Source organism: Shewanella morhuae, assembly GCF_900156405.1.
Classification (GTDB): Bacteria; Pseudomonadota; Gammaproteobacteria; order Enterobacterales; family Shewanellaceae; genus Shewanella; species Shewanella morhuae.
In genome coordinates this window covers 1-16,837 of sequence record NZ_FTNN01000010.1, presented here as the reverse complement: position 1 = coordinate 16,837, position 16,837 = coordinate 1, and the positions used below count along the sequence as shown (strand labels likewise).

General features: G+C 38.5%; 9 protein-coding genes. 7 read left to right on the top strand and 2 right to left on the bottom strand.

The genetic code is table 11. The features are described 5' to 3' along the window. The 5 genes from BW947_RS12480 (at position 1) to BW947_RS12460 (ending at position 11,026) form a co-directional block, all read left to right on the top strand. Positions 1–1,113 carry an AAA family ATPase gene (locus BW947_RS12480; protein WP_076500075.1) on the top strand — a complete coding sequence of 371 codons (1,113 nt, stop codon included), beginning with the start codon at positions 1–3 and terminating at the stop codon, positions 1,111–1,113. Beyond that, positions 1,110–1,781, top strand: a complete 672-nt coding sequence (locus BW947_RS12475; RefSeq protein WP_076500073.1) for a DUF4276 family protein — start codon at positions 1,110–1,112, stop codon at positions 1,779–1,781. Before BW947_RS12480 ends, BW947_RS12475 begins: the two co-directional genes overlap by 4 nt. A 2-nt stretch (positions 1,782–1,783) precedes the next feature. Then, entirely contained in the window at positions 1,784–3,835 is a 2,052-nt protein-coding gene (pglZ, locus tag BW947_RS12470; protein WP_076500071.1) for a BREX-1 system phosphatase PglZ type B, read from the top strand. A 133-nt stretch (positions 3,836–3,968) separates the two neighbouring features. Beyond that, positions 3,969–9,344, top strand: a complete 5,376-nt coding sequence (locus BW947_RS12465; RefSeq protein ID WP_076500069.1) for a protein NO VEIN domain-containing protein — start codon at positions 3,969–3,971, stop codon at positions 9,342–9,344. Continuing rightward, positions 9,344–11,026 carry a nuclease-related domain-containing DEAD/DEAH box helicase gene (locus tag BW947_RS12460; protein ID WP_076500067.1) on the top strand — a complete coding sequence of 561 codons (1,683 nt, stop codon included), beginning with the start codon at positions 9,344–9,346 and terminating at the stop codon, positions 11,024–11,026. Before BW947_RS12465 ends, BW947_RS12460 begins: the two co-directional genes overlap by 1 nt. A 77-nt stretch (positions 11,027–11,103) precedes the next feature. Here the strand turns inward: BW947_RS12460 and BW947_RS12455 are convergent, their stop codons facing one another. After that, the gene (locus BW947_RS12455; protein WP_076500065.1) at positions 11,104–12,963 is read right to left on the bottom strand and encodes a DEAD/DEAH box helicase family protein; all 1,860 of its coding nucleotides are present in this window, start codon (positions 12,961–12,963) and stop codon (positions 11,104–11,106) included. Between the two features lie 40 nt (positions 12,964–13,003). After that, positions 13,004–15,004, bottom strand: coding sequence for a DEAD/DEAH box helicase family protein (locus BW947_RS12450; RefSeq protein WP_076500053.1), 2,001 nt, complete (start codon positions 15,002–15,004; stop codon positions 13,004–13,006). A gap of 410 nt (positions 15,005–15,414) precedes the next feature. On the opposite strand from BW947_RS12450, the gene BW947_RS12445 reads away from it, so the two are divergent. Together BW947_RS12445 and BW947_RS12440 are read left to right on the top strand one after the other, a co-directional pair. Next, positions 15,415–15,642, top strand: coding sequence for a hypothetical protein (locus BW947_RS12445; RefSeq protein WP_143562244.1), 228 nt, complete (start codon positions 15,415–15,417; stop codon positions 15,640–15,642). A 64-nt stretch (positions 15,643–15,706) separates the two neighbouring features. Continuing rightward, complete coding sequence (locus BW947_RS12440; RefSeq protein WP_076499763.1) at positions 15,707–16,807, top strand: ISAs1 family transposase; 1,101 nt, start codon at positions 15,707–15,709, stop codon at positions 16,805–16,807. The last annotated feature ends 30 nt before the right edge of the window (positions 16,808–16,837 follow it).

Here is a 16,837-nt window from a genome sequence, read left to right as displayed (position 1 = left end):
ATGGGTACAGTAAACCCCATCAATGAGTTGAGCATTATCGGTTTTAAATCGATTAAGTCGATGACAAACTTAAGATTAAACAGTTTAAACGTCTTAATTGGTGCTAACGGAGTTGGCAAGAGTAACTTTGTCTCATATTTTCGTTTACTCGGTGAAATGCTTGATGGACGTTTACAGGTATGGAATAAGAAGCAAGGTGGGGCCGATCGGGTATTAAGCTTTGGTGTAAAAGAAACTGAAAAATTCGGTTCTTTTGTTACCTTTGGTATTAATGGCTATAAATTTCTTTTGGAACCTACTGTCGATGGTGGTTTTACTTTCTCTCAAGAATCTCTTTACTTTAAAGGACCTTATTATGGTGATAAGTGGATTTCTTTAGGTTCTGGACATGATGAGGCAAAGTTAAAAGTTAAATATGAAAAGGATGGAAAAGGAGCTGTTGCTGATTACTGTTACAGTTCAATCTCTAGTTGGCGTGTATACCATTTTCACGATACTAGCGACACGGCAGGAGTAAAGCGTTTATCTTCTGTGCATGATAACGAATATTTACGTAATGACGCGTCGAATTTAGCTGCTTATTTATACGAGCTTAAAAACAAAGAGCCTGACGTTTATAGTCAGATTCGTAAGACGGTTAAGCTAGCCGTGCCATTTTTTAACGATTTTGTGTTAAAGCCGACTGAGTTAGATACGGGGGAAGAGCAAGTTCGTCTATTATGGACACAAGTAGATAGTGATTATGCGTTATGGCCTAGCCAGTTATCAGATGGCTCGATCCGCTTTATATGTTTGGTGACAGCATTACTGCAGCCTACACCGCCTTCAACCATCATTATTGATGAGCCGGAATTAGGGCTTCACCCTTACGCTATTACCTTGCTAGGGGCATTGTTGCGCTCTGCGTCACAACGGATGCAGGTGATTGTTTCGACCCAATCAGTGCCTTTGTTGAATGAGTTTGAAATTGATGATCTTATTGTTGTTGAAAGAGAGAATGGTGTATCTAGCTTCAAGCGTTTAGAAGAAGATGATTTTAAATCTTGGCTTGAAGATTATTCAATTGGTGAGCTATGGGAGAAGAATATTTTAGGCGGGAGGCCGTCAAAATGATCACCGTTCATGTCATTTGTGAAGGGCAAACAGAAGAAGCTTTTGTTAATAATTTACTGGTAGAGCCCTTTGCCCATAAAGGTATTTATTTAAGGCCTGCGTTAATCGGTAAACCTGGGCATAAAGGTGGTAACTTCAAGTTCGAACGTCTTTTGGTCGATGTAAGAAATCGCCTTACTGCAGATAAAAATTGTTATTGCACTACTTTCTTTGATTTTTATGGATTACCTGAATCATTCCCAGGAAAAAATGCTTTAGCGGCTAATGCAGCAATTACTGATAAAGCAACAACGCTACAAAATGAATTGATAGCAAAGTTGACGGAAGCGCTGGGTACTGATGTGATGAGGCGCTTTATTCCTTTTGTACAAATGTATGAGTTTGAAGGTTTATTATTCAGCGATCCTGAGAAAATGGCTTTAGGTATGGATAAGCCGGATTTAGTCGGGGAGTTCCAAGCTATAGCTGATAAGTTCGCTTCACCTGAACACATCAACAACAGCCCGCAAACAGCACCGAGTAAGCGCATCATAAAGTTGATTCATAATTATGAAAAACCACTTATGGGAACTCTTGCAGCACTAGACGTAGGCCTTGAAGTAATGCGTGGGAAATGTGAGTTATTTAATGCATGGCTGCAACAAATTGAAGCATTGGAAATAGTGTAATTATGGTAACTATAATCGATTTTTTAGCAACACAACTACGAAACTGTGCTACCTACAATTCCGCTGTGCAAGTTGCACCTGCAGCTATTTTGTGGACTGATATTGAATGCCAATGGCAGTCTGCAATGCCGTTTATTAAGCAGCAACTGCCTGAATTGATAGAGCTTGGCGAGTATAAGCCTGAGGAGCGTACAGGCCCCGCAATATGGATTAAGTGTGCTATTGCGGGGGTGTTAGAGGATTGCCAATTACCTGCTAGTAAAACGCCTATCATCTATTTACCTGGTGTTGGCCGTAAAGATTTACGTACCATCGAGCAGTGCCCTGATTATCTTCGTCCGCTAGCAGAGCTTCAATATCGTGGTTGCTGGTGGGCGTATAACTCAGCTGGCCGTGATTGGAGTGTATCGTCATTTTTGACCAATCCCAATGTCGGTTTAGGTCTAGATTTAGCTAAAGATAAAAAAACCTTGGATGCGATAATTCAGGTGTTGCCGGATATTCTTGAATCACCGGCAGATCGTTTACAGGGTAAGAAACTCACCGCGGATGAGTTTTATGCGATTGTGTTAAATGATCCTGCTAAAGATATTTTGGGTTGGTTGAATAATCCCCAAGAGAAAGAGTCCCAATGGCAAGGCAATAAATGGGATATTTTCAAGCAGTCTTGTGCTCAGAATTACGGTTTCACTCCGACTCAGACTGAACTGAATATCCCATTAACACTGCTATGTGCAGCCGATGGCGCTTGGCAAAGTGTGTGGCAGCGCTTTATTGATACCGCATCTAACCTTCCTTTATTGGTTAAGCGTTTAGCTGATGTTGAGCCATCAGACTTAGCTTTTGAGGCGCAGCATTACCTATTTGAAAATAACCGCGACGAACTTATGATTGAAAGTGAGCTAAAAGCGCTAAAAGATAAGATGCGTGTTGATATTGCTGCGGTTATTACTCGATTATGGAGCGAACAACACCAGCGCCAATCTTGGGTTTGGGCTCAATTAGGTTTATCTCCATGGCTAGCAATATTAGCTGAGTTAAAAGCTGTGCTTGAGCATACAGAAATCCCCTTTAGTGGTTCAACACCTCAAGCGATGGCAGAGTTTTACCAACAACGATTTTGGCAAGCTGATGCTTCGGCCATTGCCGCCATGGCTAAGGCGCAAGATATCCACCAGCAAGAAGTGATTGCTGATGTATTAACGGTTATCTATACCCCGTGGTTAGAGCTGGTAACATTGAATTTTCAAACCTTAGTAGAGCAAAATGGCTACCCTGGTGATAATCAAATTAAAGAATCTACATCACATTACACAGTAGGCAGTGAGGTTATCTTTTTTGTTGATGGTTTGCGTTTTGATACCGCGAAATTATTAGAAGTTAAGTTAAGTAGGCTTGGCCTTAATATTGATTTAACCACCCAATGGGCGGCACTACCATCGTTAACTGCGACAGCTAAAGCTGCGGTTACGCCGGTGGCTGATTTATTGTCGGGCCTTCAAGATAATGAAAACTTTACACCTGTTCTAGTAGGTACCGAGTCAGAGTTTTCTGCTTATCAGTTTAAAAAAGCCTTAGCCGAAAAAGGTTGGCAATATTTAGATGGTTTAGAAACCGGTGAACCCGATGGTTATGCCTGGGTGCAAACGGGCGACTTAGATAACATGGGGCATGCTCAGCAACGTAAAATGCCATTACACATTGATGCTGTGCTTAATGATGTTGCTGCTCGAATAGAAGGGCTTTTGAATGCTGGATGGAAGCGAATTAAGGTTGTAACAGATCACGGCTGGCTTTGGGTGCCAAACAAGTTGGCTGAGGCGAGCATCCCTAAAACATCGGTTAAAAAGCGCTTAACTCGTTGCGCTATTTTGAAAGACAATATGAGCTCATCTGGGTTAACGGTTCCTTGGCATTGGAATCCAAGTGTCACAGTTGCGATGGCTCCAGGCATTGCAGGTTATGTCGGTGGTGATTATTACAATCACGGTGGTTTGAGCCTTCAAGAGTGCTTAACGCCAGTGATTAAGATTAATAAAGTAAATATATATTGATAAGGCGTTTTTTGAAAGGCAAGCAGATAAGTCAGAACTTTTAATATCGATTTAAATTTTCTTGATTTAGGCATATCTCGAAATGCCAGCTAAATACCTTCGGTCATTACAATCATTATGAAAGGGATTTCTTATGCCGTTTGAAGATAATTATGAAGAAGATCTAATCCCAAGAATAAGGGACCTAATAGATGGATATCCAAAAAACTCTATATTGAAGGAGTATTTACAAAACGCAGATGATTCTGGTGCTACAGAATTAATAGTCACCTTTGACAGAAGAGAGCATTCATCACTAATTGAAACTAAGTTTCAGGCTGCAAGTGGGCCGTCACTGATTATTCAAAATAATTCAAGTTTTAAACAAAAAGATTTTGAGGCGATAGTCAAAATTAGTGCACAAGGCAAAGTTGAAGACCCCAATTCTACTGGTCGATTTGGTCAAGGTTTTAGTTCAAGTTTTAGCATTTCAGATCACCCTTCATTTGTGTCTAGTGGAAGAGCCTACTGGTTTGACGTATTAAAAATCGCAGTTGCCAAAGAAAAGGTTAAAAGTATCCAAGGTTGGTATACCGAAAATGATGAGGAAGATATTTCAGATTGGATAAGAACTTTTCAGTTAGATAACCCAATTAAAGGGACTGCTTTTCGTTTACCGTTGAGAACAAAATCTACCGCCACTTTGGGTGGAATCAGTCATGAAGTATTTTCGTTTGAAGATTTTTTAGAATGGTGCCATGAATGGAAAAGTCGGTCTTCAGGATTATTATTCCTTAGGCATCTACAAAAGCTCACCCTCCAAGAAATTAACGAAAAAAATGAGCGTATAGTCCATGTTGAAATTAGGACTACGAACACAGATGAAATCAAGACTATTGGCGACAAAATACAAGAAGAATTTTCTTCTAGTTTGTTAGATATCTGTGAACGTTGGAGAAAAAATAATGTGCAACTTCCATTATTCAAATATGAACATCATTTTACAATTAAATTTTTTGATAGTGTAAAAAATAACAGTTTTGAAACTAACGAAAGCTGGGCAGTTGTAAATGGTCTATTTCGTGGTCGTAATGACGTTTTAATAGAGCAAGCAATAAAAGTTCTGAACATATCACCAAACCCTAGAAAAGTTTTGCCTTGGGCAGGAGTCGCCGTTCCGATAAGTGAAAAAGGAGTAATTAAAAAGTTAGACAATCCTGATATTTATTCATTTTTGCATCTTCCCATAAAATCAAAGCATGCCGTTCATATCCATGGCTGGTTTGATCTAAATCCAAAGCGAACTGAAATATCAGCAGATGGAAAAGGCAACGACAAAGAAATATTGATTGAATGGAATCGTCTCTTATTTCGAGACGCTGTAGGTCCTGCTTGGGCGCTATTAATTGATTTTATAAAAGCCATCTGTCCTGTAAATAGTTATTATTCTCTCTGGCCAAAGAATAGTGGAGACGAATTTGATGATGCTTTAGTTGAAGGTTTCTTCCAATCAGCAATGAGTTTAGAATGTATTCGGACAAAAAATAAAGCTAAAGTTTTTTGGAATAAGCCGAGCGATAATATCTATTATCTTCCTAATGCGTCTAAAAATCTGTTACTGGCAATTCAACAGCATTTTTCAATTATAGTCCCAAAACCAACTTCACATGTGCTCGATGGGTTTGATGTAATAGATCATAATTTACGAGCCGTGACGCCGGAGTGCATTAGAGATTTCTTACTCAAAGCAACAAAAAATATTGAACTTCCTATTCCTATAGATGAAATGTCTATTTCTATGTTGTCGAGAATAGATTGGTTAAGAGAAATTATAATTTATTGTGCCGAGGCAGAGACTGACCAAAATTATAGCAATTTAAACAAGTTACCTTTATCACTAACGTTAAACTCCAATTTAGATTTTGTGAACGAAAAAAGGCTAGTTGACGCTAATCCAAATTTATCAGTCTTTCAAAATGACAAGAATCTCTTTGTTCACCCGGAATTAGTCGATATTGTGAAATATGCAGAGATGCTGCCTTCTTCTTGGCTAATCCCCTCGCTTGAAAACTATCTAGTGCTTTTAAATGAGCACTTAGCATCATATGATCGAAGTAATAAGTCATGGTTAAAAAATGTAATTAAATTAATTTATTCTGCTGATGAAAACGAAATTTCAAAGTTGACGGAAGAAATTTCTGCGCTAGAGATTGTTCGATTAAGTAACGGTGAATTTAAACAGCTCGGTGCTGATAGAGAGTCCCCTTTCTATTTGCAAAGAACTGAGTTCGACAATATCCATTATTTAACAGATGCTGGAATGGATGTCATACATCCTAGCTATATGAGTTTATATAGTCCATTAACAAAATTGGAGGGATGTGAATTTATTAAGGAATTAAATTCTCACACTCTTTCTAACTACTTGATTTACCTTCCTGTAGATGAATACGAATTTTTTCAAAACAAGGAAATTAGAGAGTATTTTACCGACATCTTGGCGCAAAATATCTCATGGATAGATGAGTTGGATGAAAACGAAAAAGAATACCTAAATGACATGCCGTTCTTGTCATCAGAAAACGGAGATATTTACGCAAAAAATTCGGATGTGAAACTATATTTGTCTGCTGGTTTTTCGCCCCCCAAACATGTCCATAACTTAAAAGGAGAGTTTGAAATAATTAGTACGTTAGGTGAAAAACATCATCAAATGTGCCTAAAAATGGGTTTTGAAGAGCAAACCCCTTTGAATTACCTTAAGCAAGTTATTTTACCATTTATTGAAAATGAACCTTCAGTTGATGATGTTATAATAATTTCAGAATGGTTAGCGAATAGCTGGGACGAACTTGTAAATGAATTAGATGAAGCAGAAGAACAAGATCTAGTTTTAAGTTTGTCCACAGCCTATTTTGTAATTGATTCTGATTGCAATCTAAATAAAGCTGGCAACTATTATCATCCTACGCTTTTCGCCAGCTTACCAACTGCTATGCAGGATATTAATTATGTTCCATATACTTTTAAAGACCCAGTAACCCAAAACAATTGGATGAAATTACTAACAATACTGGGGGCGTCAAATTCAATAATTCCTGCGCACATAATCTCATTAGCAAGTTCAATAGTTAGAGAGCAAAATGTAGAGAAATCAATTGAACTCATAAACTATATATCTAATCACTTCGAGATTTTCGAAAATATGAATTATGAGAATAAAAATATTTTTGCATCACTTTCTGCAATGCCTTGGATTCCTGCACAAAAATTTAACGATAGAACTTTATTTCCAGAGAAAGAATTCAAACAACTACAAAAACCAAGCCAGCTTATTTTGAATAGTGATTATAAAAAGGCCGGTGGAGTGCATTTCTGCATATCATCAAAGATAAAATTAGGGAAAAAAGATGAAGATGCTGAATTCTCTGTTTTTGACATGGCCCAAAAAATTGGTCTTTTAGTTATTCTTCCAAATGAAAGTATATTTGACAGTTTTAGACGATTAATTCATTTGAGTAATTCAAATCGAGTTACAGACTCAAGGGTTACTGAGTTTGCAAAAGAGTTTTATAAATACTTAGGGCGAAATACTAAAATATTTCCAACCCAAATACCTGAAGACATTAGAATAAAAGGGGTTTTAATTAAAAATAATTGGTTGTCAGCAAGTAAAGTTTTTCAAAGGCCAATTCAACTTTCTGGTATCTTCAGTTGGGATGAATTAATTGCAAGTGACGGTATTGATTCAAAGTTAGCTGAAGGACTTAAAAAGCTTGGGGTTGAAGAAAAACCTGATATTGAATACTTAATTAAATTTTTAAGCGAACTCCCACAAAATGAAAAACTATCAACTCAAAACCTAAAAGATGCCAAAGCTATATTATCTGAATTGCAGAATAGCAGTATAGGCGACTTGAATCATTCGAATATTCCATTGTTGTCTCGCTCGGATAAGTTGTTAGATGCTGGACAGTTATACCTCAAGGATTTAGATTCATACGATAGTTCTACTAGTAAAAATGAGGAAATAGAATTCTGCCAACATCAATTTAAAAACCTAGCTGAAAAATGCGGAGTGCTCTCATTAGCTAGCAATATACAAGCAAAATTAGATGTTCAAAATTCAATAGAATCTTTAGACAGTATAGGTTTATTGGGCGATGCCATTCACAGTGAAGTGTTTAAGTCTGCAATCTTACGGCTAATGTATCATGAAGGAAGAATTAATGAAGAGGACATGAGCCACGATTTAATTAACTCTTTATTGCCTGAAAACCTTTATTTGATGAAATCTCTTGTTGTAAATTATTCCGTAAATGGTAAATGGATATATGACGATTTAACGGCTGTTACCTTTCAAGATATTGATGACCTGTCACTATATCTTTTAAATCAAGACGATATGGAAGATATTTATGAAAGTATCGCAGCTTTCATCAGTGATACTTCTTCGCTAGGTAGGGATAGCTTTAGCATAATAGGCCGAATTCTCAGGAATGATTTATTTTCTATTGGAGAAATTAAATCGCTATTGGATCAAAAAAACATAAAATCGTTACCCGAAAAGATAAATTTTGATGAGGGGATATCCCTTTATGGTGATGATTCTGGTAATACAGTCGAAGAACGTTTTGGTATTGATGATATGGAGAGTGAATCCGTAGAAACGGAAGTCGTGGATGAACAATACAAACCTAATTCAGTTGGTGATGAAATTGCACCACCAACTAAGTCAAAATCTAACAATATAAAAAATGAGAATATTGACGAAAGGAAAGGACGGAGTAGTAGTTCCAACATCAACAGTAGGAATACTAATTCCGAAGCATATCAAAGAAATGGTTCAAGTCATCCCAATAGTAAATCTGATACTAAACATGAAAAATCCTCCTCTGATATTGTAAGCCCGAATGATAGAAAACCACTTTATGTTGGGCGTGAAAAAGAAATAGATACTAAAGAGACCGAAGATAAAAAAACAATTGCTACAGAAATTGGTAATAAAGGTGAGAACCATATTCTAAAACACTCATCTGATTATATCATTGCTAACTCACATAGATTTGAGAAAGCGTCAGTTAATAATAAAGGCTATGATATTCTAGAATTAAACTCAAAAGACGAAGTGGTTAGGTATATAGAAGTAAAAACATTAACAGGAGTATGGGGGGAAGGGGGTGTTGCTGTTACTAAATCGCAACTAGAGTTTGCCCAAGTTAATGATAATTGGTGGCTGTTTGTCGTTGAAAATATAAACACACAAAAACCAAATGTCTATTTATTTGAAAATCCCGTACAAGAAGCAAATCGTTTCATGTTTGATAATAGTTGGAAACAATTGAGCAAAGCAGATACTAAAGTTTACGAAAAAAAACCCCAAATAGGTGATAAATACAGGTTACTAAATGGCGTATATGAGATTTGCGAGGTTGAGAAGAAGGGAGCATTTCACAAAGTTACTCTTCAAGAACTCAATTCTGGTGAGCAGATTAAGAAAAAGTTTGATCCGGCATGGGAAACATATTGATGGCGAACATTATTCCAAGATTATCTGATGTACAAATCGGAGATATTTCATCAAATGCAGAACAAAAACTTTATAAAGCGTTAGCTAAACAATTACCTAATGATTGTCTTATTGTTCATTCGTTAGAATTCATTAAGAAGACATCAAAAAGTAATAGCCATGGAGACAGGGAGGCCGATTTTGTTATTTTCTCACCTTCACTCGGTATATTGGTAGTTGAAGTTAAAGGTGGTGGAATTAAATACGATAAATCAATCGACCAGTGGTATTCGATTGATCGAAACAGTAATACGCATGAAATAAAAAACCCTGTAAGACAAGCAAGAGACGCAAAATATGAGATAAGAAATCATCTGCAGCAAAAAATGGGCAAAAAGAACTTACTCCTTGGACATGCAGTTATGTTTCCTGATATAGAGCATGCGGCACCTTTGGTAACACCTGAAATGGCCCTCCAAATAATTGGGACGAATCGCAACCTTAGTAACCTCAATGATTGGGTAACAAGTGTTTTTGAGTTTTGGTCTGGTGAAACTCCTTATTACGAAAAATTGGGAGAGCAAGGTATTAAAGCGGCTGAACAAATTTATGGAAAGCAAGTTACAATTCGACCTTCTTTGCGTTCAAGTATTGAAAAAGAAATTGAAAAACAAATTGAATTAACGAACCAGCAGAAAAGTATTCTAAGACAATTAAAAAGAAGAAAACAAGCTTTAATCGAAGGCGGAGCAGGAACTGGAAAAACTGTTTTAGCGCTGGATCAAGCAATCAGTCTCTCTGTGCAGGGATTGAAAGTCTTACTGCTTTGCTACAATCAAAAATTAGGTGATTCACTTAAGACTAAAACTGAGTGTTTTGAATCTCTCCACTCTATGAGTTTCCATGAATTTTGTTCATGGCGAGTACGACAAGCAAAGAATAATACTGGGAGAGACTTAATAGAAGAGTCGAAAACGGCTTACCCTAAAGCTGACTTTTACGATGTAATTATGCCCAGTGCGTTAATCGATAGCTATGAAATAGCGCCAATTGAATATGATGTTGTTTTAGTTGATGAAGGTCAGGATTTTAAAGCTGAATATTGGTTAGCCATTGAGTTGTTATTAGATCAGAAGGCTGATACTAAGCTATATATTTTTCGGGATTGTAACCAAGCTATTTACTCAGATGAAACTGAGCTTCCAATTAGCTGCGAACCATTATACTTATTTGATAACTGTAGAAACACAAGGTTTATACACGAAGCCGCTTATCAGTACTACAAAGGGGCTGACGTTGAAGCTCCAAAACTGGAAGGAGAAGAGACTCAATTTATTTCCAAATCGACTATTGAACAGCAGGCTAGTGAAATTGACAAATTAGTTTCGAAGCTTGTAAGTACAGAAAATATCAACCCCAATGATATTGCTGTGATAACCATTGGATTGTACTCTCAAGCTCAAGATTTACTATCAAAGTCTAGAAATAAACATTTATGGGCATTTAAAGAGTTTTCACCTAATTCAAAGATATTGGTAGAAACCTCAAAACGTTTTAAAGGGCTTGAGTCAAAAATTTTAATTCTCTGGATTATTGATGAGCATGATGCCGATGAGAAAATGCTTTATGTATCGATCTCTCGTGCAAGGCTGAGATTATGGATTGTTGGGAATCAAACGTTTATCGATAGGTTTAATGGATAAGCATATTGTGTTAGCTCAGTTAATTTGTTGTTAACTGGGCTGTATTACATGCAATAATCACTTTAGTTTAGTTGAATTTAAAACACGCTCATATGCTTGATCCTACCACTGTGTAAGGTCTCATCGTTTTGTACGATCGAATCGGTTAGCTCTTGAGAGTAATCACCTCGTAGATAGAGTAAGATTAACGTGTCATCTAGCTCGATATCAAATAGCGTACAAATTTCTGCCATATCTTCGATGTCCATCGCACGCTTGTAGGCGTCCATTTGACCTGACAAATTGTAAATACTAAAGATACTGGCCATCACTCGTTTATCTTCGGTTTTCTCACCACCGCCAGGATTAACAATGCGGTTGAATTCGACTGATTCACCATTATTTAAGCGCTGAGTAAAATGTTGTGCTCTAGATTTCGCACAACTAGGTGTGTAGTCATTATAAGTGACACCATTAACCCATTGAGCCTTAATCCAGTTTTGATGATCACCACGTAATGCGCGACCTTTTTTGCGAAATGGCCCATCATTGTCGAGAAGTTCTTGCCGAATAAGCTGAATGGCGCTTAGTAATTCAGGGTCGGAAGTCAATACACTATAATCGAAGTCTGAATCAGTAAGCTTACCAGGTACGACAATGTAACCTTTGGTTAAGTATGTTTTTGAGTCATTAAGCTTTCTGGTTACGATAGTTTCTATTGTTGGTGTAACAACAGTGCCTCTGTCGAATCCTCGGACATCATACTTAGCACAAATTTGTTCAAATACGTCCTGAAGTCCTTCAAACTCTTTGTCCTTATCTCGGGACTCTAAATGCTCTAATAACTCACTGTATGCTCGAACCGCATCTAGATTGGTATAGTGTTTTGCCTGTATATTTTGATGATAGCCACATGCACGACCAATGTTGGCCTGGACCACTGCTGCAATGTTGGCAATACTACTGTCCCAGGTATTGATTAATGTCTCTTTCATTTCCTGACCAAAATTAACACCAGCGCGGAATCCTGCGACAGTAATAGCAATCAGTTTTTCATCAAATAGACTCGCCGTTTCAAACTCCCTTTTTAAATCATCAATGGAGCAGAGTTCATGATCCTCAACACCGACTAACTTTTGGCCAACTATGTGAATTTGGTCTTCATCAATACCATTTTCGAGTAAGATCTGTTTTGCCAACTTTGCTTGACTACTTGGAACTCTGACGAGAGACCAACCAGTACCCACATGTTCTTTAAATTGCTTAATAAAGCGCTTTCTCATCAGCGATTCTTCACAGAAATCTCGGTGACTCTCATCAAGTTTAATAATCTGGTTGAAGCGATGCATCTGGCGAATACCATGATATTCGCTACTTGTCTGATGAAATACGAGGGAGGTATTAAAGTTATGGTGCAATATGGAGTCTGCACCCGCAGCATAAAGAGCGCTGAATGGTGTTGCGGAAACAAAAGCAACTCGGCAATGAATATTATCTTTTTCTAAGTAACTGAACACTTTATCATAACGGACACTGTCGCTACTTGAACCGTAGTGGCATTCATCAATGATAATAAGTTGTGGCTGATGATGTTTAAAATCCACTTTTAGGGCTGTTTCGAAGTTGGTAAAGTTGCTTACAACGACATTTTTACATGGAGCTAAATCTTTTTTAGCTTGTTCTTGAAGGGCTATATCAGCCATGGTGATTAGGTAAAGTGTATCTTTTAAGCGCTTTCTGTCACTGATTTGGTCGTCGGTAAGCGAAAGTCTTTGCAACCCGGATAACGCCAGTGCAATCCCTGATTTACCAGATTGCATTTCAGCGGCTAACACAACTGCTCGAGAACCAGCACTGAATTTTGCAAAGGTTTTTGCTGCAGCATTACGCTGATGCTCGAAGGTATTTGCTGAAATCGCATTTTCAACCTGTTGTCGATATTTGTATAAAGCGGTCATTAGGTTACCCAGCTGTATAGTCTAAGGCTCATCGGCATTTTTAATGTGCAGAATTTACTTTGTCTGAAAAGTGGGATTCATCACTAAGTGAGCCTGTTTTTTCTGGTAATTCGTTGTGCTGTTTTTTACTGATGGAGCGATCAATATCGTATTCTCCACGTTTATAAAGCACTAACATAGTGTCATCTCTTTCGATTCCGAAATGGTCACACATTTCCCAAACATCCTCTAGTGACATGATTTTCTTATCAACTTTACGACGAGAAATGTTGTAAACACTAAAGATGGCTGCTGCTATCAATTTGTTCTCTGACAATTCGCCAGAGCCAGGGGCTACGACTCTATTAAATTCGAGGTATTCGCCGTCATCGAGCATTTGCGTATATAAGAATGTTTTTTGTTTTTGAGTTCCGTCCGCGCGGGCTTTTTCTGGATTGTCAAAACTATCGCCATTTACCCAGTGCGCTTTTATCCAGTTTTTGCCTTTACCGCGCATAGCACGACTGCCTTTGACGCAGGGAGCTCCTTTAGCAGTAAATTCATTCCGAATAACGTCTATTGCCTGTAAAAAATGCTTGTCTCGAGTGAATTGGCTAAAATCTGCATCTTCCTCAAGCAGCTTCGCTGGGACTGCAACGTAACTATCGGTTTTATAGGTTTCTACATCTCCGATTGGTCTACGACGTTTGTATTTAATTGTAAGTCCAACATCAAGGCCATTTACTTGATATTCTTGACAAATATCATCAAAAAACTCTTTCAATCCATCAAAATCAGAGGCGGCGTTGTCGGAACAGGTAAGTTCTAAGTGGTCTAGGATTGCGCCATATGCTTCAGTTGCATTTAAGTTGGTGTAGTGGGTCGATGCATTATTGCCATGGTAACCACACGCACGACCAATGTTTGCTTGAACTACAGCAGCGACACTGGCGACTGTACTATCCCAAGTAGAGATGAGATTGTTTTTCATCATCGCACCGAAATTGATACCCGCGCGGGCACTGGCGACCGTAATCGCTATCAGTTTATCTTCGAACAACAATGCGTCATCAAACTCCTTTTTAAATCTTTCAATTGAGCAATGTTCGTCTTCTGGTACACCACTCAATGAATTACCGATAATGTAGATGGCGTTTTCGTCAATTCCTTGCGTGATTAAAAATTGTTTGGCCTCCATTGCCAATCCTGCTGGTACCCTAACTAACGACCACCCCATCCCTTCGTGTTGCTTAAATTGAGTTATAAATGCATCTCTTTCCTGCGATGGGAAAAGAAAATTGCGGTTATCGTCAATAAGCGCTTTAACCTTACCATTATTTAACATTTCGCGAACACCGTAATACTCATCACTTGTTTTATGAAAAACCAGGCGAGTATTGAAGTCGCGTCTTAAAATCGAATCCTTGAGTGCTTTAGAGGCAACATCATTAGCTTCTTTTAAAAGCTCTTCATCCTGCTTAGATTCTGCTTCTGTTTGCAGTTCTAACGCTTCTTGATATTCGGTTTCCGCACCGTAAAGCGCACCAAAAGGTGTTGCTGAAATAAACACAACGTTGCAGGAATCGTTTTCTTGTTCTAGATAATCGAAAATTTTGCTATATCGAACGGCTGCCACATTAGAGCCATAGTGACATTCGTCGATAATAATCAGTTTAGGTGGGTTGCCTTTGAACTCATTCTCAAGCGCTTTTTCAAAGTTAACAAAGTTACTGACAACAACGTTTTTGGCTAATTTTAAGTCTTCTTCAGCTTGTTCTTTGAGTGCGGTATCGGGCATTGTGACAAGGTAAAGTGTATCTTTGAGCTGTGCTCTGTTACAAATTTGTTGAACAGTTAAGCTAAGTCGTTGTAAACAACATAAAGCCAGCGCGATTCCCGATTTGCCTGCTTGCATTTCCGCAGCGGTAACAACGGCCCTGACTTGCTCACTTGATAATGCATTAAAGGTTTTTTGTGCAGCATTGATTTGGTGAGAGTGCAATGCGTTACTATCTAAAATATGCTGTACTTTTTGACGCATGTTTTGAGCTTTTGAGTCCATTCTGGCTACCTTGTTTTTAATTTAAAATACTATAACACGTTAATTTTAATTAATATATTTTAAAAATCGCATGTTTAATTGAAATTGTGAAGTGAGAATTTTAGATAGTCTGGCAAGAGGATACTACACCTGCATGATGCCACTGATGTTTAAGTTAATGTGTTTGCGTTTACCACAATATGGTTTCAGTGTAGTGCTAAAAAATACATATACAGCAAAGATGAAGACACCGTAATTTATAGTGCAAATATTTATTAAAAATATGATCTTAGTGAGTAGAAAAGGTTGAGTCTTATCGTGTAGCATGTGTCAAATTCAAGCTTGCGTAAGGATTACCATGCCTGTTCCTCCCCCTTGCACGACATTTATTTGTTCGAATTGCGACTGGCACAAAATAGTGGTGTTTAAAAGTGATGTCATTACGCGTGGCTACAACTGGTTTGATGTATGTCCTAAGTGTCGTGCTGGATGAGTACATCAACGCCCAGAAACAGGCTAACGGTTTTGATCTGCGTTACACCGAGACTATGTCTCCATTAGAGAAAGATTGGCGCGATTGTTCCAATGTACTTTCACGTCGTGATTTTAATGAATTGATGACGTCTGGTTGGAGCCAGGGCGGGATCATACTTTGTTAACAGTAGGGAACTTCTTCGTATCTGCATGATCTGATCGGGCATGTTATTCTACTGAACCTAATCCATGTCCTTATTTGAACACTTGAAACTCATCGAAGACCCTCGCTCTCACATCAACCTAGACCATGATTTAGTTGATATTATTTTTCTCGTTTTAGCGGCAATCACTTCAGGTTGTGATGGCTGGCAAGCTATCGAAGAATTCGGCAAAGAGAACCTATCTTGGCTACGTAAACATCGAGATTTTGACAAAGGGATCCCGACTCGGCATTCCATTGCTCGGATCATTAAAGTCATCGATACCGAAATACTGGTGTTGGCGCTCTTTAGTTGGGCAAATAGCTTAAGAGAGGCCTCATCCAAGCCATTAATCGCTATCGACGGCAAAACGTTGCGGGGTGCAGTTAATCAACATGGCGCTAAAAATGCGCTACACCTCGTTTCGGCCTTTGATACCGAACAAGGAATTGTGCTGTATCAGCAAGATACACAGACCAAAGGTAACGAAATCGCAACGGTTCAAGCGCTGTTGCACATGTTAGACATTAAAGACGCTGTTGTAACCTTTGATGCACTTCACTGCCAGCGGGAAACGCTTCAACAAATCATCAAAGCTAAAGGTGACTATGTTGTTCAGGTAAAAGGCAACCAACCTCTACTTAGGCAGGCCATAGAGATGCAGTTCCAACCTCACTGGGATAACGACGGCGTCGACATATTGAGTATCGAAGAGGATGACAAGGGGCATGGCCGTAAGGAGCGTCGCACGACATTTCAAATTCCAGCAAAGCTGCCGCAGGCGCTCGCGAAAAAGTGGCCATCAGCCAAGTCGCTAATTGCCGTTGAGCGTCAACGAACATATAAAGGTGTTACAAGCATTAATACGGATTATTACTTAAGTTCTTTACCTCTGGACGTCGAACTTGCAGCCAAAGCGGTGCGTCAGCATTGGCACATCGAGAACCAGCAACACTGGGTGCTTGACGTCACCTTTAGGGAAGACAGCTCAAGAATGGGTGACCGTGAAAACGCGAAGAAGATGGCGCTATTTCGGCGTATCGTGCTGAACCTTTTAGAGCAGCATCCGCTAAAAGCCAGTAAACCAACCAAGATAAGAAAGGCAGCATGGAATGGCGATTTTAGGAGCGAGATTTTCTTTGGTTAAAAGATTTAACAAAGCTTAATCCCGCCCTGG

Coding starts and splice junctions, on each gene's coding strand:
- BW947_RS12460 (WP_076500067.1), top strand. CDS start 9,344: ATGGCGAACATTATTCCAAGATTATCTGATGTACAAATCGGAGATATT.
- BW947_RS12455 (WP_076500065.1), bottom strand. CDS start 12,963: ATGACCGCTTTATACAAATATCGACAACAGGTTGAAAATGCGATTTCA.
- BW947_RS12475 (WP_076500073.1), top strand. CDS start 1,110: ATGATCACCGTTCATGTCATTTGTGAAGGGCAAACAGAAGAAGCTTTT.
- pglZ (WP_076500071.1), top strand. CDS start 1,784: ATGGTAACTATAATCGATTTTTTAGCAACACAACTACGAAACTGTGCT.
- BW947_RS12480 (WP_076500075.1), top strand. CDS start 1: ATGGGTACAGTAAACCCCATCAATGAGTTGAGCATTATCGGTTTTAAA.
- BW947_RS12450 (WP_076500053.1), bottom strand. CDS start 15,004: ATGGACTCAAAAGCTCAAAACATGCGTCAAAAAGTACAGCATATTTTA.
- BW947_RS12440 (WP_076499763.1), top strand. CDS start 15,707: ATGTCCTTATTTGAACACTTGAAACTCATCGAAGACCCTCGCTCTCAC.
- BW947_RS12465 (WP_076500069.1), top strand. CDS start 3,969: ATGCCGTTTGAAGATAATTATGAAGAAGATCTAATCCCAAGAATAAGG.